The sequence below is a fragment of the Bradyrhizobium sp. BRP19 genome (assembly GCF_020194195.1).
Taxonomy (GTDB): Bacteria; Pseudomonadota; Alphaproteobacteria; order Rhizobiales; family Xanthobacteraceae; genus Bradyrhizobium; species Bradyrhizobium yuanmingense.
Map to the genome: position 1 here is coordinate 72,010 of NZ_JADYVZ010000011.1, position 21,977 is coordinate 93,986.

The window sequence follows — 21,977 nt, forward strand, 5'->3', positions numbered from 1 at the left end:
TGCGCTTGCTGCGCTCTTGCGCATGCGGCATGATTGCGGCAACAGCGAATAGCCAAGAGCAATAACCCAAGAGCAATAACCAAGCCGCCATCAGAGCACGGCGCGATAAGGGAGGTCGTTTTCGATGAAGACTATTTTGTCCGGCATTTTTGCCGCCGCGTTTGCCCTCAATGCGAGCGCCGCACAGGCTCAGGACAAGCCGCCGCTGAAGATCGGCGGCATCCTCGACATGTCGAGCCTTTATGCAGATATCACCGGCTCCGGCAGCGAGACTGCGGCGAAGATGGCGGTCGAGGATTTCGGCGGCGAGGTGCTGGGGCGCAAGATCCAGGTGCTGGCAGCCGATCATCAAAACAAGGCCGACCTCTCCGCCAATATTGCCCGCGACATGCTCGACAACCAGGGCGTCGAGATGATCTACGACGTCGCGGCCTCCGCGACCGCACTCGCCGCCGGCGAGATCGCAAAAGCGCGCAACAAGATCATCATGTTCAACGGGCCGGGCTCGATCCGTCTCTCCAACGAAGCCTGCGGCCCCTACACCATCCACTACGTGTTCGATACTTACGGTCAGGCCAACGTGACCGGCCTCGCAACCGTGAAGTCGGGCCTCGACAGCTGGTTCTTCCTCACCGCCGATTACGCCTTCGGCCAGGATCTGGAAAAGGACACCAGCACCGTCGTGACCAAGACCGGCGGCAAGGTGCTCGGCAGCGTCCGCCATCCGCTCAACACCTCGGATTTCTCCTCCTTCCTGCTCCAGGCCCAGGCTTCCAAGGCCAAGGTTATCGGGCTTGCGAATGCCGGCGGCGACACCATCAACGCCATCAAGCAGGCGGCGGAGTTCGGCATCACCAAGGGCGGCCAGAAGGTCTCGCCGCTGCTCGCGTTCGTCACCGATATCGACTCGATCGGGCTCGAGACCGCGCAGGGGCTGCTGCTCGCGGAAGCGTTCTACTGGGATCTCAACGACGACACGCGTGCATTCTCGAAGCGCTTCATGGAGCGCACCAAGCGGGTGCCGACCTCGGCCCAGGCCGGAGTCTATTCCTCCATCACGCATTACCTGAAAGCCGTGAAGGCCGCCGGCACGACCGACGCCGCGGCGGTGATCAAGGTGATGAAGGAGACGCCGATCAACGACTTCTTCGCCAAGAATGGCAAGATCCGCGAGGACGGCCGCATGATCCACGACATGTACCTGTTCGAGGTGAAGAAGCCGTCGGAATCCAAGGGCCGCTGGGACGATTACAAGCTGCTCGCCACCGTCCCGGGCAACGAGGCGTTCCAGCCGCTGGAGCAGTCGCGCTGCCCGCTGGTGAAGAAGTGACGGTGTGACGTAAGTCACGCCGTCATTCCGGGGCGCGCCAAACAATAGGTCGTCATCCCGGGGCTCGCGAAAGCGAGAGCCCGGGATCCATTGGGCGGCATTGACGGTTGAGAGATGGATTCCGGGTTCGCGACTTCGTCGCGCCCCGGAATGACAAAGTGAGAGAGTGGCACCACAGAATGAGGCCAACATCCATGAACGACATGGTCTTGCAAAAGCTCGAAGGCGGGCTGCTCACCATCACGATGAACCGGCCGGAGCGGAAGAACGCGCTCAATCCCGAGATGGTCGCCGGGCTGGTCGAGGCGGCGCGGCGCGCGGCTGATGATCCCGAGGTGCGGGCGGTGCTGTTCAAGGGCGCCGGCGGCTCGTTCTGCGTCGGCGGCGACGTCAAGTCGATGGCGCAGGGGCGCGCGCCGCTGCCGTTCGAGCAGAAGCTCGCAAATCTGCGCCGCGGCATGGAGGTCTCGCGCATCCTGCATCAGATGCCAAAGCCCGTGGTGGCCCAGCTCGATGGCGCGGCGGCTGGCGCCGGCCTGTCCATGGCGTTGTCCTGCGACCTGCGCATCGCCTCCGAATCCTGCAAGATCACCACCGCCTTCGCCAAGGTCGGGTTCTCCGGTGATTACGGCGGCACCTATTTCCTGACCCAGCTGCTCGGCAGTGCGCGGGCGCGCGAGCTCTATCTGATGTCGCCGGTGCTCACCGCGAAGGAGGCACATGCGATCGGCATGGTGACGAAGGTCGTGCCCGACGCCGAGATCGACGCGGCCGCGCATGAGCTCGCGCTGTCGCTGGCGCAAGGGCCGTCGATCGCGCTCGGCTTCATCAAGCGCAACATCAACAACGCCGAGCACCTGGCGCTGGAGGATTGCTTCGACGGCGAGGCGATCCATCACACCCGTTGCGGCGACACCGAGGATCACAAGGAGGCAGCCAAGGCCTTCGTCGAGAAGCGCAAGCCGACCTTTAGGGGCGCATGACCATGGCGCCCTATATCCGGCTGCGTCAGATCTGCCTGGTCGCGCCGCAGCTTGAGCCCGTCATCACGGATATCGGTCGGATCATGGGCCTCGCCGTCTGCTATCGCGACGGCAATGTCGCCAAATACGGCCTGGAGAACGCGCTGCTCCCGGTCGACACGATCCTGCTGGAGGTGGTCGCGCCGTTCAAGGACGGCACCACGGCCGGTCGCTTCATCGAAAAGACCGGCGGCCGTGGCGGCTACATGGCGATCTTCTGCTGCGACGACCCGGACGAGCGCGGCCGCAACGCCAATGCGCTCGGCGTGCGCACCGCCAACGTCATCGACCACGCGCCGTATCACGGCGTCCAGCTCCACCCCCGCGACTGCCGCGCCGCCTTCATCGAGTTCAATCACACCGAAGGCAGCGACGACATCCTCGGGCCGTATCCTCCGGCGGGACCGGACTGGCAGAAATTCATTCGCAAGGATGTGACCGAGGCGCTGACGGCGGTGGAGATGCAGAGCCCGGATCCGCAAGGGCTGGCCGAGCACTGGGGCAGGATCATCGGAATTGCGCCTGAAGGCGCCGAACTGAAGCTACCCAACGCGACCTTCCGCTTCGTCAAGGGCGCCAGCGAGATCATGAGTGCGCTGGAGTTTCGGGTGACTGACGTGGCGCAGGTGCTGCATACCGCCAAGGCAAAAGGGCTCGCGGTTGAGGGCAACGAGTTTCTGCGGGGCGGAGTGACGTTCCGCGTGAGTTGAGCGGGCAAACCCTCTCCCCCTGTGGGAGAGGGTGGCTCGCCGCGAGCGGCGAGACGGGTGAGGGGTCTCTCTCCGCGAGCGAATCACTTGCGTTTGAATGCGCTGAAGCAGCCCCTCATCCGGCGCTTCGCGCCACCTTCTCCCACAAGGGGAGAAGGAAGAAAGAAGCGATCGCTTTGTAATAAACTACCTTCCCTTGAAATTCGCCACCCGCCGCTCTTCCGTGGCCTTCACGCCTTCCTTGAAATCGTCCGTCGCGCGCAGCCGCGTCTGCTCGGCGAGTTCGTGATTGGTCGCGGCCATCACGCGGTCGGCGAGGCCATTGCGCATCGTGGCGCGGGTGGAGAGCAGGCCGAGCGGGGAGCATTCGGCGATCTCGCCGGCGAGCTTCATCGCGGCCACCTTGACCTGGTCCTGCGGCACCAGCTCATTGGCGAGGCCCCATTTGTAGGCTTCCTCGCCCGTGACGCGGCGGCTGGTATAGAACATCAGCTCGGCGTTGTTCTTGCCGATCAGCTCCGGCAGCGTCACGGTCAGGCCGAAGCCGGGGTGGAAGCCGAGCTTGGTGAAGTTTGCGGAGAAGCGCGCTTCGGGACAGGTGACGCGGAAATCGGCCGACACTGCAAGCCCGAGACCGCCGCCGATGGCCGCGCCCTGCACGGCGGCAACGATCGGCTTCTTGGCGCGGAAGATACGCACGGCCTGGATGTAGAGATGGTTGATCGGGCCGAGACTGTCGGCCGGATCGCCCTTTTTCTCCGCTTCGCGCGCCTCCTGGGCCTGCCGCGCCGGATCACCGAAATTGGCGCCGGCGCAGAACGCCTTGCCCTGCGCGGAGAGCACGGAGGCACGGATTTCGATGTCGCGGTCGAACTCGTCGAGCGCGTCCGCGATCTGGTTGATCAGCGAGATATCGAAGAAGTTGAGCGGCGGACGGCGAATCTCGATGGTGCCGACATGCCCGACCTTCTCGACGCCGATATCTTGATAGGTGCTCATGATGATCCTCGATTGACTTAACGCAGACCCAATCCGCGGGCGATGATACCGCGCAGCACCTCGGTGGTGCCGCCCTGGATGGTGAGTTTCGGCGCGGTCTTGATCGCGAAGTCGAGCTGCCGCTCCAAGGTCTCGCGGTTGCTCGCGGTCTCCTCGACGAAGGCGGCGAGATCGCGCACGCGATGCGGCAGCTGCTGCTCCCAGACCGTGCCGATGTCCTTGACAATGGACGCTTCGACCACCGGCTCCTTGCCGGCTTCGAGCATGCCGGCCACCGAGACCGACATCCGCCGCATGGTGTGGAGCTGCGCGACCAGGCGGCCGATGCCCTCGGCGCTGCGCGTATCGGGATTGGGACCGACAGCGCGGACCAGCTCGGTGAGGACGTAATACGTCTCGAGGAAACGCTCAGGGCCCGAGCGTTCATAGGCGAGCTCGCTCGTCGCCTGTTTCCAGGCGCCGTCGACCTCGCCGAGCACATGGTCATCGGGAATGAAGTGATCGGTGAAGACCACCTCGTTGAACTCGTATTGCCCAGTGATCTGGCCGATCGGATTCACCTTGATGCCCGGCTGCTTCATCTTGACCAGGAACTGGGTCAGGCCGTGGCGGCGGTTCTCCTTGGTCGGCGGCGAGGTCCGGAAGATCGCGATCATGTAGTCGGCGATATGCGCCGACGAGGTCCAGATCTTGGTGCCGTTAATGAGATAGCCGCCGTCGGTCTTGGTCGCGCGCGTCTTCGCCGCGAACAAATCGGAGCCCGAGTTCGGCTCGCTCATGCCGATGGCAAAGCAGATCTCGCCGCGGCAGATCCTCGGCAGGATCTCCATCTTGATGTGCTCGGGCGCGTATTTCAAAAGCACCGGCCCGCTCTGGCGGTCGGCGACGAAGAAGCGCCGCGTCGGCGCATTGGCGACGCGCATCTCCTCGGTCACCACGTAGCGCTCGAGGAAGGAGCGTTCCTGGCCGCCATACTTTTTCGGCCAGGTCATGCCGAGCCAGCCCTTGGCGCCGACCCGGCGGGAAAATTCCGGCGCGTCGGTGTCCTCGCGATTGGGCTTGTGCGGATCGAAAGTGCCGGCGGCGATTTCCTCGGCGAGGAAGGCGCGCACTTCCTTGCGCAATTGCTCGCATTTCTCCGGCAGGCGGATCGGATCGAAACGGAGGGCAGCAGTCATTGTGTCTCTCTCCCGGATCAGCGCGATGCCACGAGCGGCCACAATTCGTCGGCGCCGCGGTTTGCGACGAGCTTGCCGAGCTCGACGGCCCAGTAGCTTTCCGAGCCGAAATCGTCGCGCCAGGCCAGCGCGCGCAGCGAATAGCGGTGCAGGATGTGCTCCATGGTGAAGCCGATCGCGCCATGGACTTGATGCGCGATGCCGCCGCCTTTCTCGGCTGCTTCCGCGCAGCGGATTTTTGCGGAGGCGGCTTCGAGATAGATCTCGTCGTTGAACGATCTTGCATTGGCGATGGCGTCGGCGGCGGACGTCGCCGCCGCAAGCGCCGCGGCGGATTCGCCGGCAAGGCGCGCGAGATTGTGCTGCACGGCCTGGAATTTCGAGATCTTCTTCTCGAAGGCGACACGCTCGTTGGAATAGCGCACGGAGATGTCGAGCATGGATTCCAGCGCGCCGGCGATCTGGAGGCTGCGCGCGACGCCGCCCATCAGCATCAGATGGGTCTGCTCAAAGCCCTTCGGCGCGGGCTTGATGGCGACTGGCTGGACCTTGTCGAGCGTGACGGTATCGCTGTGGTCGTAGCCGACATTGAGCCCGGCCTCGATCCGCGCCTTGGCCGCGTCGATCAGCGCGATGGAAGCACCATCCTTGCCGTGCGCCAGCACGGCAAAATGCTTCGCCGTCTTGGCAAAGGGCACGCCGCGCGCGCGGCCGGAGAGCGCACCGTCGGCATTGAGGGTGATGCGGTCCTTCGGGGACGCCGGCACGACCGTCATCTCGCCATCGGGGGAAGCGATCCTGGCCTGTGCCAGCAGCCATCCCGCCAGCATGGTCTCGGCCAGCGGCACCGCGACTGCGAAACGGCCGGCGGCGTTCATCAGCGCAAAGCCGTCGGCGAGGCTCGCACCCGAGCCGCCGAGATCATCCGGCACCCAGGACAGCGGCAGGCCGGCTTCGCTCGACGCCTGCCACAGCGGCGCCTGCCAGGAATTGTTCTTGTCGTTGTTGATGGTTTGCGGATCGGCGAGATCTGCGAAGATCTTCTCCGCGGTCTCGACGACGATATTGTCACTCTCCGCCACAGCGTTCCCCGTATCTTGCCATTGGCGCGTCCGGTCTGATCGGCCAGTGCGCAGTCTCTTCTTGCGCCCGATGATCGGAAAAAGCCATGGCCCTGACAAGCGTTGATCGCAGGTCCATCTGCGGCGTGGGCATGGGGCCAGGCTTCAGGAAATGCTAATTCCGCTTAGCGGAGTTTGCTCGATTTGCAGGGCGCGGCAAACTCGCTAAACAGGACGCCACACCAGAGACAGGGGAAGGAAATCCGGATGGCAAAAGACGGCTTGTGCGCAATCGTGACGGGGTCCGCATCCGGGCTGGGTGCAGCGACTGCGGAGATTCTCGCCCGCAGCGGGGCGCGGCTCGTCATCAACTATTCGTCGAGCCAGAAGGAAGCCGAGGCGACGGCCGAGACCTGCCGCAAGGCCGGCGCCGCGGAGGTTTTGGTCGCACAGGGCGACGTCTCCAAGGATGAGGATTGTCGCAAGATCGTCGCAGCAGCCAGCGGCTGGGGCCGGCTCGACATCCTCGTCAACAATGCCGGCACCACCAAGCATGTGGCTCACGCCGATCTCGACGGTCTGTCGGCGGAAGATTTCCAGCGGGTCTATGGCGTCAACACCATCGGTCCGTTCCAGATGGTGCGCGCGGCGCGCAGCCTGCTCGAAGCCGCCGCCAAGGCTTCGGGGCGGCCATCTGCGGTCGTGAACGTCTCCTCGGTTGCCGGCATCAGCGGCGTCGGCTCGTCGATTGCGTACGCCGCGAGCAAGGGTGCGCTCAACACCATGACGCTGTCGCTGTCGCGCGCGCTGGCGCCGCTGATCCGCGTCAACACGGTCTGCCCTGGCTATATCGACACGCCCTGGTTCACCAAGGGCCGCGGCGAGGCGCAGGCCAAGCAGGTGCGCGACAGCGTCGTGGCGAAAGTGCCGCTGAAGGTCGCATCATCCGCGGAGGACATCGCCCAGCTCGTCTGCTTCCTGGCGACGCCGGCCTCCAGCAACATGACCGGCGAGGTCGTGCGCATGGATGCGGGGATGCATTTGATTACGTGAGACCCGATACGCCCTCTCCGCGTCATGGCCGGGCTTGACCCGGCCATCCACGTGAGGCCGCTCGGGTCGAAGGACGTGGATGCCCGGGTCAAGCCCGGGCATGACGATGAGGAGGTGGCGTGCTCTCGTCGTTACCGCTTCTAAGCGCTACCCCTTGATCACGCCGCTCGCTACCAGCCGATTCCAGATGAACAGCACCACCACCGCGCCGATGGTCGCGGTGATGAAGCCGGCGCCCTGGTCGGGGCTGTAATGGCCGATGGCCTGGCCGATCCAGGTGGCCAGAAACGCGCCGGCAATGCCGAGGATGGTGGTGAGGATGAAGCCGCTCGGATTGTTCGGCCCCGGCGACAGCCAGCGCGCGATGAGGCCGGCAATGAAGCCGACCAGGATGATCCAAAACAGGCCGCCCATGCTCATGACAGTGCTCCCCTCTCTTTGAACCGATCAGACCCGATCCGAGAGTTCATTCTCGGTCGGCAGCCGTCCGTCCGGCGTCAAATGGTCGACCACCTGCGGCAGATACTGGCTGAGGCCGGAGAGCAGCTCTTCGCGCGACAGGCCGCTCTGGGCGGACAGGCTATCGATCTGGTCGGCGCCGAGCGCGCTGGCGAGATCGCCCGGCGCGATTGGCTTGTTCTCGCCCTTGCCGACCCAGGAATTGGCGGCATCACCGTGTCCGCTCTGCTGGAGCTGGTTGAGGAGATCGCCAAGCCCGCCGCTCAGAATGCTGCCGGCCGCACCGCCGGCGAGCAGGCCGCCGAGGCCGCCCTTGAGCATGTCGTTCAGACCGCCGCCCCGACCTACGTTCACCGGCGGAGGCGCGGGTGTCGGCAACGGTTGGGGCGCTGAGCCGGACTGGTTGCCGGTGAAATGCTTGAATGCCTTCCAGGCGAGCAGGCCGAGCAGCGCCATGGTCATCGGCGACATGCCGCCGGAGGATTTCTCGGAGCTCGGTGTGCTCTGGCCGCGCGGGCCGTTCTGCATGCCGTTGAGGACGTCGAGTAGACCCATGGTGCTCTCCTTTGGCGTCTCGTTCGGCGAGCGCTCGCCGCTGACTGCCCCCGGGGCGAGAAGATATGGGGCACTCATGACCGTTACAAGTCGGATGCGCCGCGATTGGTTGTCGGGCTCGGCTCTGCTATCGAAGGCCGGTCATTCAGGGAGTGAGCTCGGTGATTGCGGATCGACCGATCGTTGTGGCCGGCGCCGGCGCCATCGGCTGTTTCGTCGGCGGCATGCTGGCCGCCAGCGGCCGCCGCGTCGCGCTCCTGGTGCGGCCGCGGGTAAAGACCGAGATCGAGCGGTTCGGCTTGCTTCTGACTGATTTCGACGGCTCCGAGAACAAGCTCGGCGCGGGTCAACTGGCGCTGTCGGAGGATCCCTCGATCTTCCACAACGCCGGCATCGTGCTGGTGACGGTGAAAAGCGCCGATACCGCTGCTGTCGCCGAGCAGATCGCGCAGCATGCGCCTGAGGATGCCGTCATCGTCTCGCTTCAGAACGGCGTCGGCAATGTCGCTGCGCTGCGCGAGCGGCTGGGCGGCCGCCGCGTGCTGGCCGGCATGGTGCCGTTCAACGTGATCGCGATGGGCGAGGGCCGCTTCCACCGCTCGACCTCCGGCGACATTCATGTTGGCGAGGATGCGGAGAACACGGCCGGGAAGCTCTCGGTCGCCGGCCTCACGATGCGCGCGAGCAGCGACATCACGGGCGTGCAATGGGGCAAGCTGATCATCAACCTGAACAACGCGCTCAGCGCGCTGTCGGACATGCCGCTTGCCGCGCAACTGGCCAGCCGCGACTGGCGCAGGCTGTTCGCCGACCAGATGGCCGAAGGGCTGGCCGTGCTGAAGGCCGCCCACATCGTGCCGGTGTCGTCGACGCCGATCCCGATGAGCTGGTCTCCAACCCTGCTGCGGCTGCCGGATGCGATCTTCGGTGCAATCCTGGGCCGGACCATGAAGATCGATCCCGAGGCGCGCTCCTCGATGTGGCAGGATCTGAAGCAGGGCCGCAAGACCGAGATCGACTATCTGCAAGGCGCGGTGATCGCGCTCGCCGAGCGGAACCATGTCGCCGTGCCGCTGATGCGCCGCATTGTTGCGCTGATCAAGGAAGCCGAGGCGGCCGGCAACGGTCCGCTCCGTATGACGCCGCAGCAGATTCGGGGGTAGCGCCCGAAAGGAGGAGCGCGATGAAACGTGGTCTTGTGATCGGGCTCGCGCTGACCGCCTTCTGCGGCACATCGACGCTCGCCTATGCGAGGCCGCCGACGGTGATGAACTCACCTGGATATGACAGGCGATTGCAGGAGAGCCGGTCGCAGTTGGGTGCTTCGCCGATGGTGACGGAGCCGGCGACTGCGCCGTTGGTGAAACCGAAGCAGGGCAAGAAGAAGCGCACGAACTGAGGGTGGGAGCTGATCTCCATCCAACTCGTCCTTGCGAGCCACCGGGTCGGCGCAAAGCGCCGCCCGATGACAGGCTCCGCGAAGCAATCCAGAATCCCACCGCGGAAAGACCCTGGATTGCTTCGTCGCAAGGGCTCCTCGCAATGACGGTTATGGATGCAACTCACCCCTTCTTCGCGGGCTTGCTCGGGGTCGGGTTGAACAGCTTCTTCAGGTCGTTCAAGCTCTCCGACAGCCGCGGCCATTCGCAGGAGAACGAGCCCTTGGCGCAAGGTGCAGCCTTCGGCTTCGCGCCCGCGGCTTGCTGCACCTTCGGCCGCTCGACCGGCACCGGCACGCGCGCGACTTCGGTCCGCAGCGCGACCTGCTGCAGCTGCTGCAACTGCTGCTCCTGCTGTTCGCGCTGCTGCCGGGCGATAGCCTGGGCCGCTTCGTTGCTGCGGCGCTGGTTGGCGAGATAGGCCGTATAGGCTTCGTCGATCTTCTTCTGCTCCTCCGGCGTCGGATTGGGACCGGCGATATCGAAGGTGCGATCCTGGAGGAAATCGTAATAGGAATAGCCGCCGCCCGGCTTGCGGCGGCCGGCGAACTTGGCGTTGCAATCGGCAAGGGCGGCCGTCTTCTCCGCTTTGGTTGCGGCCTTCTCGGCGGCGTCGGCGCATTCCTCGAAATCAACCGGAGCGCGCTTCCACCATTGCGCCTCGGCATGCCCGTGCGTCAGCAGGAACAAACCTGCTGTACCTACGGCGAGCAGCGCCGCACGACGCGATGTAACGACCGGCGACATTCTACGAGAGCATTCCTTGCGCAACTCAACCCGAACTGAGTCGAGCCGGATTTTTGCCCCTTTCTTGCCGGCTTGTCACCCATGGAACCCAGGAAATTCAGGGCTGCGATGCTGACATTTTGTGCTTGACGTGGCGCGAGAGTCACAGCGCCCTGACCGCAGGCTGGTACACTCGTGCCGCGAGCGCCTCACTCCTGCGGCGACGCCAAGAAGACGAAATGGAAACGCCTGATGTTGCTGCCGCTCTCAGATGTGCCGCGCTGGTACGCGGAACGCAAACCACACGGCACGATTGCGATCCGTCACGGGCAGGACACGCTGACCTGGGACGAGCTCGAGCGCGGCGCCAACCGCCGCGCGCGGGCATTCATGGCCAAGGGCGTCAAGCCCGGGGATTTCGTCGCGATCGGATTGCCGAACGGCAACGCGTTCTTCGAGACCTCCTTTGCGGTGTGGAAATGCGGCGCGACGCCGACCTCGCTGTCGTGGCGGCTGCCGCGCGGCGAAGCCGCCGCCGTGCTCGACATTCTCAAGCCTGCGCTGGTGGTCGGCGGCGAGGCCGACTGGAATGCGCCCAACCGGTTGGCCGCCGACTTCGTGCCGGAAGGATTCTCGGATGGGCCGCTGGCGCCGCCGGTGGCGCGATACTGGAAGGCGATGACCTCAGGCGGCTCGACCGGCCGACCCAAAGTGATCCTCGATCACCAGCCGGCCGTGACCGATACCGCGGCTGCGCCGCCGCTCAATATTCCATTCGGCGTATCGCTGCTCAATCCCGGTCCGCTCTACCACAACGCGCCGTTCATCGTGTCGCATTATGCGCTGTTCGTCGGCGGCAAGCTCACGGGGCTGACCAAGTTCGACGCCGAGGAGACGCTGCGGCAGATCGAACGCGAGCGCGTGCAATGGGTCAATTTCGTGCCGACCATGATGCACCGCATCTGGGCGCTGCCTGCGAGCGTGCGCAACTCTTACGATCTGTCGAGCCTGCAGACGGTCTTCCACATGGCTGCGCCGATGCCGCCGTGGCTAAAGGAGAACTGGATCGGCTGGCTCGGACCCGAGCGGATTTGGGAGCTCTATGGTGGCACCGAGCGGCAGGGCGCCTGCATCATCTCCGGCACTGAATGGCTGACGCACAAGGGCTCGGTTGGCAAGATCGGCGACATGGCGAAGCTTCGCATCGTCGGCGAAGACGGCAAGGACGTTGCGCCCGGCGAGACCGGCGAGATCTATTTCCTCAACAATGACGGCAAGGACGCCACCTACCATTATCTCGGCGCCGAGCCGAAGCGCCGCGCCGACGGCTGGGAATCGCTCGGCGATATCGGCCGGCTGGACGCCGAAGGCTATCTCTATCTCGGCGACCGCCTCGCCGACATGGTGCTGCGCGGCGGCGCCAACATCTATCCGGCCGAGGTCGAGGCCGCGGTGTCCGAGGCTCCCGGTGTGCGCTCCTGCGTCGTGGTGGGCCTGCCCGATCCGGAATTGGGCCAGCGTGTGCATGCCATCATCGAGCCGGAGCCCGATGCGGACGGGCAGGCCATTGCCGACGGCATGGCGGATTTCCTCAAGGACCGGCTCAGCCGCTATAAGCATCCCGAAAGCTTCGAATTCGTCAGCGCCCCGCCGCGCGACGATTCCGGAAAAGTTCGGCGCACCCTGTTGCGCGATGAGCGTGCGACGTGGATGAAGGAGGGGCGCGCGTTCCGGATCTTGCCTTCGAAGGCGCGGGCGCATGCCGAATGAGACAAGCAAGGAAGGACTGACATGACGATCACCATCGTAGCGAGCAGCGTGCCGAAGCCGCCGGCAAATATCATCGAAGGTTTCAGGGACGCGCCGACCTCGGTGATCTCGGACAATCTCGCCCGGCTGCCCGGCGCAGTGGGGCTGAGGCCCTATCACCGCGGCGGCAAGCTGGTGGGCACGGCCTTCACCGTGCGCACCCGTCCCGGCGACAATCTCGCGATCCACCGCGCGCTGGATCTGGTCGGGCCCGGCGACGTCATCGTGGTCGACGGCGGCGGCGACGAGACGCGCGCGCTGATCGGCGAGATCATGAAGAACATCGCGCAATGGCGCAAAGCCGAAGGCTACGTAATCGACGGCGCGATCCGCGACGTCGCAGCATTCGCGGCCGACGACTTCCCCTGCTACGCCCGCGCAGTGATCCATCGCGGTCCCTACAAGAACGGCCCCGGCGAGATCAACGTGCCGGTGACGATCGGCGGCAGCGTGATTGCGCCCGGCGACATCGTCGTCGGCGACGAGGACGGCGTGGTGTCGTTTCCCGCTGCCGGCGCGGCCGCCCTGTTGGACGCGGTGCGTGTCCAGGTCGCGCGCGAGGAGGAGACGCTGAAGGCGATCCGCGAGGGCCGTTACCAGGGCGCCTACGGCAAGTCCTGATCAGAGGAGCGTGAAGGGAGGATGGCGTGAGCCAGAAGGACGAATTCCACAATCTCGATGATGCCAGCGACGGACTCTTCCGCGAGCTTGCCGCCGGCGTGACCACGCGCATCTTCTCCGGCGAGCAGGCGATGCTATCGGTGGTGACGCTGGCACCGCATGCGCAAGGCACGCTGCATCATCACCCCGAGGAGCAGTGGGGCGTGCTGCTCGACGGCTCCGCCATCCGCGTCCAGGGCGAGGAGGAAATCCCGGTGAAGAAGGGCGATTTCTGGCGCACGCCCGGGAACGTGCCGCACACCATGCGCGCCGGGCCGGACGGCGCCCGCGTGCTGGACATCTTCAGTCCGCCTCGGCCAGAATACAGAAAAGCAGGATCAGGCTTCGGCACGACCTAGCGCTTAAAAGCAAAAAAGCAAAGCGCTACACATAAAGGGAGGGGACCATGACGATCACACGACGGGCGCTGCTGGCCGCGCCGGCTATTCTCACATTGACGCCGGCGATGGCGCAGGCCGGCAAGATCACGCTGGTGGTGCCGTTCCCGCCGGGCGGATCGACCGACGCCATGGCGCGGCTGCTGCAGACGAACCTGCAGACCAAGCTTGGTCGCATCGTGGTGGTCGAGAACAAATCGGGCGCGGCCGGTGCGCTCGGCGCGGCGCAGGTCGCCAAGAGTCCGGCCGACGGCTCGACCTTCCTGGTGACGTTCGATTCCCACGCCGTGATCCCGTCGATCCTCGACAAGCCGCCGGTCGATGTCGAGCGCGAGCTGATGCCGGTGCTGCTGATCGGCACCGCGCCTTACGTGATCGCGGCCGGCGCCGGCCGCCCCTACAAGAGCTTCGCCGACGTGGTCGCCGCCTGCAAGGCAAGCCCCGGCGCGGTGAAATACGCCTCGGTCGGCATCGGCACGCTCGGCCATCTCGCCATGACCGTGCTCGGCAGCAAGGCCGGCGTCGAGATCATGCACGTGCCCTATCGCGGCGGCGGGCCGGCCATGAACGACGTGCTCGGCGGCCACGTCGATCTCATCGCGGGATCGGCGGCGCTGGTCGCCGCCCAGCTCGGCACCAATATGCTGCGTCCGATCCTGCAGCTCGGCCGCGAGCGGCTGCCGGCCCTGCCTGATACTCAGACCGCGATCGAGGCCGGCTTCCCGGACTTCGAGACGCTGGCCTGGTGGGGCATCTTCGCGCCCACGGGCACGCCGCCGGACGTCGTCGCGGCCTTCGCGGCGGCGTCCAAGGAGATCCTGAGCGAGCCCGCGACCGCCGCCCAGCTGAAGGAGACGCAACACATGACGCTGCTGCTCCAGGACGGCGCCGCCTTCAAGACCTTCTTCGACAAGCAGGTCGCCACCTGGGGCAAGGTCGTGAAGGACAACAATATCAAGGCGTGAGGCCCCGTCATGCCCGACGAAGGGGACGTGCGAAACTGAGCTCATGGCCATCGGGGTCGGTGAGATGGAAGTAGCGCTCGCCCCATTCGGCGTCGCGCGGCGTGGTTGACGGCTGCCATCCGGCGGCGCGCGCCTGCTCATAGGTTGCGTCGACATCGGCGACATGGAAGATGACGCGGCCCCACCAGGACCAGCGCTTGTCGTCCGGCTGTGCCGTCAGGTTGAGATAACCGGGGCCGACGCGAAAGCTCGTGAATGCGGCGGCTTCGCCACCATACAAGAGCTCGAACCCCAGCGACCGGTAGAAGTGCACGGCGCGCCCCATGTCATGCGTGCCGAGCGTGATGGCGCTGATGCTTTCGATCATGTGAGCTGCTCCGTTGGGAGGGGCCTGGAAGTATAGCCGCCCCGTTCAGGTTGATGAGATCTCGCCCGCTTGACGGCTGGCGAACCGCATTTTGCTCTGCTATGAGGGGGCCGAGCCCGCACCCACGGGTTCCGCGGTCCCGTAGCTCAGCCGGATAGAGCGGCGGTTTCCTAAACCGTAGGTCGGAAGTTCGAGTCTTCCCGGGATCGCCATTTTCCGCGCGTTTGCGCCGCGCCAAGGGCACGCAACGCCGGTATTCCCCCCAAGCGTTATTCCATCGTGACGTGTGCCGACAGCCGGCTAAAATACGGCGGGTGCAGGGGGCCTTGCATGGCGGACTCATGGTACTACGCTGAGGGCGGGCAGCGGCGCGGCCCGTTCTCGATTTCTGAACTCCTTCCGCTCCTCGCTAGTATCGCCGATCCTCGGCGTGTGCTGGTCTGGCGGCACGGCTTCGAGAATTGGAAGCCGGCCGGGGAGGTGCACGAGATCACGCAGCAGCTCCTTCAATCGCCGCCGCCAAGCCCAGCATCGCCGCCGGTTGAGGTCATTCGCGAGGCGGCCGCTCCCGCAGAAGACGGCGCTTCATTCAAGGACGTCCAGCCAGAGATGACCGGCATCAGCGGCTGGCTCGGGCTTCTGGCGTTCGGCCAAATGATCGGCATCGTGCGCCTAGTCGTCAATACCGCGCAATATGTGCAGTCGATCTCCAGCGAGACCTGGGTGCAATTCTCAATCGTATTTTGGGGCGAGATTGCGATGAACGTCGCGCTGATCGGTCTCGCAATCTGGACGGCGGTGCTCCTGTTCATGCATTCCCGTAGATTTCCAGCGTTCTTCATTGTGCAGATGATCTGTGCGGTACTGATCCCGTTGATCGATCTGGTTTGGGTTGCATCGATCTTTTCCATCGGCTTGAATCGTCCGTTCGGTGATTTTTTCACTATCGAACCTCTTCAAGTCGCACGAATGGTCGTCGGTGCGATCAGTGCCGCGATTTGGATAACCTATGTCCTTCGCTCCCGTAGAGTCGCGAATACGTTCACGGAGTAAGCCGTCATGCATCTGGCGGCCCGCAAGCCGGGCGGACAGGATGCCCGCTGATTTGCTCGGCTGGTGCAAAAATTGCTAACAGAAGCGGCCGGGCCGGAAGGGGCACCTTCCAGCCCGGTCCATGCCTGTCCGTTGCCATACCCGGAGACCATGATGCCTTTTGACTTGATCCTTCGCGGCGGAAGGGTCATTGACCCCTCGCAGAAGCTCGATGCCGTGACGGATGTCGCATTTTCGAACGGCAAGGTTGCCGCTGTTGGCACTGGGCTCAAGGCGGATCCGGGCACGGAGGTGCGTGACGTCTCCCGGTTCATCGTGACGCCGGGACTCATCGATCTCCACACCCATGTCTACTGGGGCGGCACCTCGCTCGGCATTGATGCCGAGGAGTTCTGCCGCCTCTCCGGCGTCACCACGGCGGTGGATACCGGCAGCGCTGGCCCCGGCAATTTCGCCGGCTTCCGCAAGCATGTGATCGAGCCGAGCCAAGTCCGCATCCTCGCCTATTTGCACGTCTCGCATGCCGGCATCTTCGGCTTCTCGCACCGGATTATGGTCGGCGAGAGCGAGGAGCTGCGCCTGATGAATCCGATCGAGGCGGCCGAAGTGGCCGATGCCAACCGCGATCTCATCGTCGGCATCAAGGTGCGCGTGGGCCTGCATTCGTCGGGCACGTCGGGCGCGGTGCCGCTCGACATCGCGCTCGAGGTCGCGAACGAGGTCGGCATGCCGCTGATGGCGCATATCGACCATCCGCCGCCGAGCTATGAGGACGTGTTGGCGCGGCTGCGTCCCGGCGACGTGCTGACCCACGCGTTCCGCCCCTTCCCGAACACGCCGGCGACGGCGCAAGGCACTGTGAAGAAGGCGGTGCTGGAAGCGCGCGAGCGCGGCGTGCTGTTCGATATCGGCCACGGCAAGGGTTCGTTCGCGTTCAAGACCGCGCGCGCCATGCTGGCCAATGGTTTCCATCCGGACACGATTTCCTCGGACATCCATCAGCTCTGCATCGACGGACCGGCCTATGACCAGGTGACGACCATGTCGAAGTTCCTGTGCATGGGCATGGAGCTGCCGGATGTGATCGCGGCATCGACGGTGAATGCGGCGATGGCGCTGCGGCGTCCTGAGCTCGGCAGCCTCAAGCCGGGCAGCGTCGGCGACGCCACGTTGATCTCGGTGCGGCAGGGCCAGTTCGACTATGAAGACGTCGTCGGCGAGCACCTGATCGGCGATCGCAAGATCGTGTCCGAAGGCGTCGTCATCGGCGGCCGCTGGTGGCATCCGAATTGAGCGGCGCGCGCGGATCGTGACCACGTGCTCGCATGACGCACTGATCAGTCGCGTCCCGCCTCCATGATCGCCTTGGCGAGCCGCGCCGGGTCCGAGAAGCACAGTTCGTGGCTTCCCGGCACCTGCACCAGGCGAAACAGGCCGAGCTTCTCCGACAGGCGCGGATGCCAGCCATGGCTGTGCGGCATCGCGGTATCCTCGGTGCAGTTGATGTAGGATTTGGCCAGCGGCATCTCGGCCGGATTGCTCTTGAGCGCGATCTTGTCGCTGAAGGTCGCCAGCGGATGCGGATTGAGCACGTCATAAGCGCGCTGCGCCGTCTCCAGATCGGCATCGTTGATGAAGGCCTCGCGCCAGATCGGGAAGGGCAGCACCACCGAGCCGTCGCCGCGCTCGGCCGCGATGGCGTCGAATAGTCCGACATAATGCGGCGGCACCATGTCGTTGAGGCATTCGCCGTCATTGGGCACGAAGGCATTCCAGTAGACCAGGCGGCGGATGCGCTCCGGCGCGAGGTCGGCAACGCCAGTGATGACCATGCCGCCATAGGAATGGCCGAGCAGGATGACGTCCTTCAGATTATTCTCGGCCAGGTAGTCCGCGATCGATTGGATCGCTTCCTTCAACCCGGTCGTCTTGGCATCGCCCGGACGGTTGCCCTTGATGGTGGGGGTATGGACCTGATGGCCGGCGGCGCGGATCGGCGCGGCGACCGGCTCGAGCTCGGCGCCTGTATGCCAGGCGCCATGGACGAGAACGTAGGTCGACATATTGTGGCTCCTCCCGAGGGTGTGGTTAGATCGGCGCAGCGTCGCCGCACGGCAAGTGTGGACCGGCGACCGATTTGCCGCTTGGCTGGAAGTGAACCGTATTGGTCTCGGAGTGAACCGATGCAGCAGATCGAGCGTCCCGTTCCGTCACGCCACTCGGCCTGGAATACGGTGGGCGTACGGCCTCACGAGCAATTCGCCTATTATCGCGAGGCAATCTGCCAGGCTTTCATGAATCTGACGCCGGAGCCGGCGGCCGCCGCCGCCTTTCCCGCCAGCGTCGAGCATGTCCGTCTCGGTGATGCCGCGATCAACCGCGTCAGCTTCCCTGAGCACGTGGTGCGCCGTTCCGCGGCCGACATCGCGGCGTCCGATCGCAGCTGCTTCTACCTCAACCTGAAGCTGGCCGGCCGCTGCCGCATCCAGCAGGACGGTCGCGAGATCAGCCTGTCGCCCGGACAGGTCGGCATCTTCGACAGCGACCGCCAGTTCGCGCTCCTGCACGATCGTGGTCCGCAGCTGCGCGTCGCCTCGTTCTGGGTGCCGGCAGAAGCCTTGCGTGAACGGCTGCCGGCTTCGTTCGACGTCGTTGCGGCACGCCTCTCGGACGATCCCGTCGTCGGCCACCTCATTGTCGAGACCGCGCGCACGCTCAGCGAGGGCGCGCTGCAGATGAGCGAGGACGAAGGTGTGCGGCTGTTCCGGGCGCTGATCGAATTGGTTGCCGTGAGCCTGTCGCGAAGCAGCCGCCTGCACGCAGCTGAAGCCGAGAGTCTCGCCGATGCAACCACGCTGGCGGTGAAACGTGCCATCCACCGGCGGCTCCGCCAGCCGGGACTTGCGGTCGCAGACGTCGCCGCCGCCGTCGGCATCAGCGAGCGCTACGTGCACAAGCTGCTGGCGCGATCGGGCTCAGGCTTCACCGACTACGTCATCGACCATCGTCTCGACGGCGCGGCCAGGGACCTCAGGAATCCCACGATGGCGGAGCACGCGATCGGCGCCATCGCGTTCGATTGGGGTTTTTCGGACCTCTCCCACTTCACCCGCCGCTTCAAGCAGCGCTTCGGATGCCGGCCGCGCGACTGGCGCGCGCGGTGAGGGGAGTTTGCGTGCGGGCCGCTTATGGCAACGCCGTAGCCCCGATCTCCGCTCGTCGTCCCGGATCGGCGCTCCGCTCCGCTTCGCTTGTCCGGGACGACGAGTTGGGATTGCCGTGCAGGGGTGCGCGCCTCTCCCCGACAGCGACCTGATCTACAAGGATCTGGCGATCAAGAGCTTCATGATCTCGTTGGTGCCGCCATAGATCTTCTGGATGCGGGAATCGATGAAGATGCGCGAGATCGGGTATTCCTGCATGTAGCCGTAGCCGCCGAACAGCTGCAGGCATTCGTCGGCGGTCTCGACCTGCTTCTCCGAGCACCAATATTTCGCCATCGATGCCGTCACGGTATCGAGGTCCTTGGCGACCAGGCGCTCGATGCACCAATCGACGAAGACGCGTGCGATCATCGCCTCGGTCTTGCGCTCGGCCAGCGTGAAGGCGGTGTTTTGGAAATCCATCAGCGGCTTGCCGAACGCCTTCCGCTCCTTGGTGTAGTCGGTGGTGAGCTTGACCGCGCGCTCCATCGAGGCGACGGCGCCGACCGCGAGCGCAAGGCGTTCCTGCGGCAATTGCTGCATCAACTGGACAAAACCCTGGCCCTCCTCCTTGCCGAGCAGGTTTTCCGGCGGCACGGTCACGTTGTCGAAAAACAGCTCCGAGGTGTCGGAGGCGTGCAGGCCGATCTTGTCGAGGTTGCGCCCGCGCTTGTAGCCGTCCGCGCCCGCGGTCTCGACCACGATCAGCGAAATGCCTTTGGCACCTAGCTCGCCGGTGCGCGCGACCACGATGACGAGATCGGCGGCCTGGCCGTTGGTGATGAAGGTCTTCTGGCCGTTGATGACGTAGGAATTGCCCTGCTTCTTCGCCGTGGTCTTGACAGCTTGCAGGTCCGAGCCGGTGCCGGGCTCGGTCATGGCGATGGCGCCGACCATCTCGCCGGACGCCATCTTCGGCAGCCAGCGTTTCTTCTGCTCCTCCGAACCGTAATTGAGGATGTAATGCGCGACGATGGCGCTGTGCACGGAGACGCCGGTGGTCAGCTCCGGCACCGTGCTTTCGAGATCGTCGAGCACGGCGGCGTCATAGGCGAAGGTCGCGCCCAGGCCGCCATATTCCTCCGGCACGCTCGCCAGCAGCGCGCCCATCTCGCCGAGCCCGCGCCAGGCGAAGCGGTCGACCATCTTCTGCTCGCGCCACTTCTCGGCATGCGGCGCCAGGTCCTTGGCGAGATATTTGCGGAACTGGTCGCGGAAGACGTCGAGGTCTTCGGTCATCCAGGACGATCGATAATGCATCAGCGCCTCGCTCTCAGACAATCAGGCCGCCGCCGGCGACGACCACCTGACCACTGATATAATTGGATTCCGGACTGCAGAACAGATAGACGGCGTCGGCCGCCTCTTCCGGCGTACCGCCGCGGCCGAGCGGGATCATGCGCGACATGGCTTCCAGCATGTGCGGCTGCACGCCGACCTTGATGTCCCGGCCGGCGACGTCGATGGTCTTCTGCTGCGCCTCGATCGGCTGGGTCAGGCGGGTGTTGATGAGGCCGAAGGCGACGCAATTGACGTTGACCTTGTAGCGGCCCCATTCCTTACACATGGTTCGGGTCAAGCCGATTAGCGAGGCCTTGGCCGAGGAATAGCTGGCCTGCCCGGCATTGCCGTAGAGACCTGCGATGGAGGAGATGTTCACGACCTTGCGGAACACCTCGCGTCCCTCTTCGGCCTCCTTCTTGGAGAAGACGCGGATCGGCTCGGCGGCCGCGCGCAGGATCCGGAACGGCGCGACGAGGTGGACGTCGAGCATGGCCTGGAACTGCTCGTCGGTCATCTTCTGGATGGTGGAGTCCCAGGTATAGCCGGCATTGTTGACGATGATGTCGAGCCCGCCGAACTTGTCCAGCGCGGCGCCGACGAAGCGATCGGCGAAGCCCGCCTCGGCGACGCTGCCGTTCACGGCAGTGGCATTGCCGCCGAGTGCCTCGATCTCCGCGACCACGGCGTTGCCGGGCTCGGCATCGAGGTCGTTGACGACCACCCTGGCGCCTTCGCGCGCCAGCTTGAGCGCGATCGCGCGCCCGATGCCGCGGCCTGAGCCGGTGACGAGCGCGACCTTTCCCTGCAGTTTTGTCATTTGAATGAGTCCTCTTGCTGTCACAGCGCGACGACGGCGCTGCCTTCGAGCTTGACCTCGCCGCGATCGTCCTTGGTGGTGAGCGCGAGCCTTGCGCGACGCTCGCCGTCCTTGACGAAGAGCTCGGTCACGGTGCCTTCGCAAGTGAGCTTGGCGCCGAGCTGAGTGATCGAGACGAACCGGGTCGCAAAGCTGCGGAGCTTCGACGGCGGCACCACATCCGTCAGCGCCTGCCCAAGACAGGCCATCACCAGCATGCCGTGGGCGAACACATCGGGAAATCCGGCGGCCTTGGCGAAGTCGATGTCGACGTGGATCGGATTATGATCGCCCGATGCGCCGCAATAGAGCGCGAGCGTGTGGCGGGTGATCGGCGGAAAGACCTTGTGGACGATGCGGTCGCCGGCCTTGATGTCTCCGGATGCCGTCATGACGCCGCCTCGTTGCGCACGACGATGGTGCGCGCGGTATCGGCGACATGCACGCCGTCCTGATTGGTCACCTCGCATCGGATGCCGATCAGCGTCATCGCGCCGCCCTTCTTGTCCGTTACGCTGGTCACCAGCGGTCGAAAAGTCAGGGTGTCGCCGACCAGAACCGGGGCGTGATAGGCGAAGCTTTGCTCACCATGCAGCACGCGGGACAGATTGATGCCGAGCGCGCTGAACATTTCGAAGGGATCGTCGATGTCCATCATCTCCAGGCAGAACAGATAGGTCGGCGGCACCGGCATGCCGGTGAACCCGGCCGCCCGGGCAGCATCCGCATTGCGGTAGACCGGATTCTGTTCACCCAGCGTGTTGAGGAAGTAGCGGAGACGGCCGGGCTCCACGCGCGCGGTGACCGGCGTGAAGCTGCGCCCTACGGCGGACTGGTCGACCATGGCCGA

The 21,977-nt window shown here is 65.0% G+C and carries 25 protein-coding genes and 1 tRNA gene; 14 read left to right on the forward strand and 12 right to left on the reverse strand.

What is annotated here, in order from left to right; genetic code table 11:
• Positions 1 to 124: 124 nt before the first annotated feature.
• From I6F36_RS27395 to I6F36_RS27405, 3 genes are all read left to right on the forward strand, one after another.
• Entirely contained in the window at positions 125 to 1,330 is a 1,206-nt protein-coding gene (locus I6F36_RS27395) for an ABC transporter substrate-binding protein (RefSeq protein WP_225172551.1), read from the forward strand.
• Between the two features lie 194 nt (positions 1,331 to 1,524).
• Entirely contained in the window at positions 1,525 to 2,313 is a 789-nt protein-coding gene (locus I6F36_RS27400; protein ID WP_109141720.1) for an enoyl-CoA hydratase, read from the forward strand.
• A gap of 2 nt (positions 2,314 to 2,315) precedes the next feature.
• A complete protein-coding gene (locus tag I6F36_RS27405; protein WP_225172552.1) occupies positions 2,316 to 3,062 on the forward strand; it encodes a hypothetical protein in 747 nt (248 codons plus the stop codon).
• Positions 3,063 to 3,248: 186 nt separating this feature from the next.
• Here the strand turns inward: I6F36_RS27405 and I6F36_RS27410 are convergent, their stop codons facing one another.
• The 3 genes from I6F36_RS27410 to I6F36_RS27420 are packed head-to-tail and all read right to left on the reverse strand — an operon-like array spanning position 3,249 to position 6,321.
• Positions 3,249 to 4,061 carry an enoyl-CoA hydratase/isomerase family protein gene (locus I6F36_RS27410; protein WP_109141718.1) on the reverse strand — a complete coding sequence of 271 codons (813 nt, stop codon included), beginning with the start codon at positions 4,059 to 4,061 and terminating at the stop codon, positions 3,249 to 3,251.
• 17 nt (positions 4,062 to 4,078) lie between these two features.
• Positions 4,079 to 5,239, reverse strand: a complete 1,161-nt coding sequence (locus I6F36_RS27415; protein WP_057027444.1) for an acyl-CoA dehydrogenase family protein — start codon at positions 5,237 to 5,239, stop codon at positions 4,079 to 4,081.
• A gap of 17 nt (positions 5,240 to 5,256) precedes the next feature.
• Complete coding sequence (locus tag I6F36_RS27420) at positions 5,257 to 6,321, reverse strand: acyl-CoA dehydrogenase family protein (RefSeq protein ID WP_225172553.1); 1,065 nt, start codon at positions 6,319 to 6,321, stop codon at positions 5,257 to 5,259.
• A 246-nt stretch (positions 6,322 to 6,567) separates the two neighbouring features.
• Between I6F36_RS27420 and I6F36_RS27425 the strand changes: the two genes are divergently transcribed.
• Positions 6,568 to 7,353, forward strand: coding sequence for an SDR family NAD(P)-dependent oxidoreductase (locus tag I6F36_RS27425; RefSeq protein WP_109141716.1), 786 nt, complete (start codon positions 6,568 to 6,570; stop codon positions 7,351 to 7,353).
• Between the two features lie 147 nt (positions 7,354 to 7,500).
• On the opposite strand, the gene I6F36_RS27430 is transcribed toward I6F36_RS27425, so the two are convergent.
• Complete coding sequence (locus tag I6F36_RS27430) at positions 7,501 to 7,767, reverse strand: GlsB/YeaQ/YmgE family stress response membrane protein (protein ID WP_036014563.1); 267 nt, start codon at positions 7,765 to 7,767, stop codon at positions 7,501 to 7,503.
• Between the two features lie 33 nt (positions 7,768 to 7,800).
• Positions 7,801 to 8,367, reverse strand: a complete 567-nt coding sequence (locus I6F36_RS27435; RefSeq protein WP_036026322.1) for a YidB family protein — start codon at positions 8,365 to 8,367, stop codon at positions 7,801 to 7,803.
• Positions 8,368 to 8,528: 161 nt separating this feature from the next.
• Between I6F36_RS27435 and I6F36_RS27440 the strand changes: the two genes are divergently transcribed.
• Both I6F36_RS27440 and I6F36_RS27445 read left to right on the forward strand, forming a co-directional pair.
• Entirely contained in the window at positions 8,529 to 9,530 is a 1,002-nt protein-coding gene (locus tag I6F36_RS27440; RefSeq protein ID WP_225172554.1) for a 2-dehydropantoate 2-reductase, read from the forward strand.
• A gap of 20 nt (positions 9,531 to 9,550) precedes the next feature.
• A complete protein-coding gene (locus I6F36_RS27445; RefSeq protein ID WP_225113663.1) occupies positions 9,551 to 9,766 on the forward strand; it encodes a hypothetical protein in 216 nt (71 codons plus the stop codon).
• A 163-nt stretch (positions 9,767 to 9,929) separates the two neighbouring features.
• Here I6F36_RS27445 and I6F36_RS27450 read toward each other — a convergent pair whose 3' ends face one another.
• Entirely contained in the window at positions 9,930 to 10,553 is a 624-nt protein-coding gene (locus I6F36_RS27450; RefSeq protein WP_225172555.1) for a hypothetical protein, read from the reverse strand.
• A 231-nt stretch (positions 10,554 to 10,784) separates the two neighbouring features.
• On the opposite strand from I6F36_RS27450, the gene I6F36_RS27455 reads away from it, so the two are divergent.
• Genes I6F36_RS27455 through I6F36_RS27470 form a run of 4 tightly spaced genes read left to right on the forward strand, consistent with a single transcriptional unit; the run spans position 10,785 to position 14,364 of the window.
• Complete coding sequence (locus tag I6F36_RS27455) at positions 10,785 to 12,302, forward strand: AMP-binding protein (protein WP_109141715.1); 1,518 nt, start codon at positions 10,785 to 10,787, stop codon at positions 12,300 to 12,302.
• A 21-nt stretch (positions 12,303 to 12,323) separates the two neighbouring features.
• Positions 12,324 to 12,962: an RraA family protein gene (locus tag I6F36_RS27460; protein WP_225131014.1), complete on the forward strand. Its 639-nt coding sequence runs from the start codon at positions 12,324 to 12,326 to the stop codon at positions 12,960 to 12,962.
• A gap of 26 nt (positions 12,963 to 12,988) precedes the next feature.
• On the forward strand, positions 12,989 to 13,360 hold the full coding sequence (locus I6F36_RS27465) for a dimethylsulfonioproprionate lyase family protein (RefSeq protein WP_225145217.1): 372 nt from the start codon (positions 12,989 to 12,991) through the stop codon (positions 13,358 to 13,360).
• Between the two features lie 47 nt (positions 13,361 to 13,407).
• Positions 13,408 to 14,364 (forward strand): tripartite tricarboxylate transporter substrate-binding protein, encoded by a 957-nt coding sequence (locus I6F36_RS27470; RefSeq protein ID WP_225148500.1) that lies wholly within the window; start codon positions 13,408 to 13,410, stop codon positions 14,362 to 14,364.
• Positions 14,365 to 14,371: 7 nt separating this feature from the next.
• Here the strand turns inward: I6F36_RS27470 and I6F36_RS27475 are convergent, their stop codons facing one another.
• The gene (locus I6F36_RS27475; RefSeq protein WP_036014526.1) at positions 14,372 to 14,731 is read right to left on the reverse strand and encodes a VOC family protein; all 360 of its coding nucleotides are present in this window, start codon (positions 14,729 to 14,731) and stop codon (positions 14,372 to 14,374) included.
• Between the two features lie 135 nt (positions 14,732 to 14,866).
• Between I6F36_RS27475 and I6F36_RS27480 the strand changes: the two genes are divergently transcribed.
• From I6F36_RS27480 to I6F36_RS27490, 3 genes are all read left to right on the forward strand, one after another.
• A tRNA-Arg gene (locus tag I6F36_RS27480) sits at positions 14,867 to 14,943 on the forward strand.
• A gap of 118 nt (positions 14,944 to 15,061) precedes the next feature.
• Entirely contained in the window at positions 15,062 to 15,784 is a 723-nt protein-coding gene (locus I6F36_RS27485; RefSeq protein WP_225148501.1) for a DUF2569 family protein, read from the forward strand.
• A 153-nt stretch (positions 15,785 to 15,937) separates the two neighbouring features.
• Positions 15,938 to 17,077, forward strand: coding sequence for an amidohydrolase/deacetylase family metallohydrolase (locus I6F36_RS27490; RefSeq protein ID WP_225127105.1), 1,140 nt, complete (start codon positions 15,938 to 15,940; stop codon positions 17,075 to 17,077).
• 44 nt (positions 17,078 to 17,121) lie between these two features.
• Here I6F36_RS27490 and I6F36_RS27495 read toward each other — a convergent pair whose 3' ends face one another.
• Positions 17,122 to 17,847: an alpha/beta fold hydrolase gene (locus tag I6F36_RS27495; protein WP_109141713.1), complete on the reverse strand. Its 726-nt coding sequence runs from the start codon at positions 17,845 to 17,847 to the stop codon at positions 17,122 to 17,124.
• 120 nt (positions 17,848 to 17,967) lie between these two features.
• On the opposite strand from I6F36_RS27495, the gene I6F36_RS27500 reads away from it, so the two are divergent.
• Positions 17,968 to 18,948 (forward strand): helix-turn-helix domain-containing protein, encoded by a 981-nt coding sequence (locus I6F36_RS27500; RefSeq protein ID WP_225137658.1) that lies wholly within the window; start codon positions 17,968 to 17,970, stop codon positions 18,946 to 18,948.
• Positions 18,949 to 19,101: 153 nt separating this feature from the next.
• Here the strand turns inward: I6F36_RS27500 and I6F36_RS27505 are convergent, their stop codons facing one another.
• From I6F36_RS27505 to I6F36_RS27520, 4 genes are read right to left on the reverse strand one after another with little or no spacing between them, the layout of a single operon-like run.
• The gene (locus I6F36_RS27505) at positions 19,102 to 20,247 is read right to left on the reverse strand and encodes an acyl-CoA dehydrogenase family protein (protein ID WP_109141712.1); all 1,146 of its coding nucleotides are present in this window, start codon (positions 20,245 to 20,247) and stop codon (positions 19,102 to 19,104) included.
• Between the two features lie 13 nt (positions 20,248 to 20,260).
• Positions 20,261 to 21,088, reverse strand: a complete 828-nt coding sequence (locus I6F36_RS27510; RefSeq protein ID WP_225137656.1) for an SDR family NAD(P)-dependent oxidoreductase — start codon at positions 21,086 to 21,088, stop codon at positions 20,261 to 20,263.
• Positions 21,089 to 21,108: 20 nt separating this feature from the next.
• A complete protein-coding gene (locus I6F36_RS27515) occupies positions 21,109 to 21,519 on the reverse strand; it encodes a MaoC family dehydratase (RefSeq protein WP_225141049.1) in 411 nt (136 codons plus the stop codon).
• Complete coding sequence (locus tag I6F36_RS27520) at positions 21,516 to 21,971, reverse strand: MaoC family dehydratase N-terminal domain-containing protein (RefSeq protein WP_225172556.1); 456 nt, start codon at positions 21,969 to 21,971, stop codon at positions 21,516 to 21,518. Before I6F36_RS27520 ends, I6F36_RS27515 begins: the two co-directional genes overlap by 4 nt.
• Positions 21,972 to 21,977 lie beyond the last annotated feature (6 nt).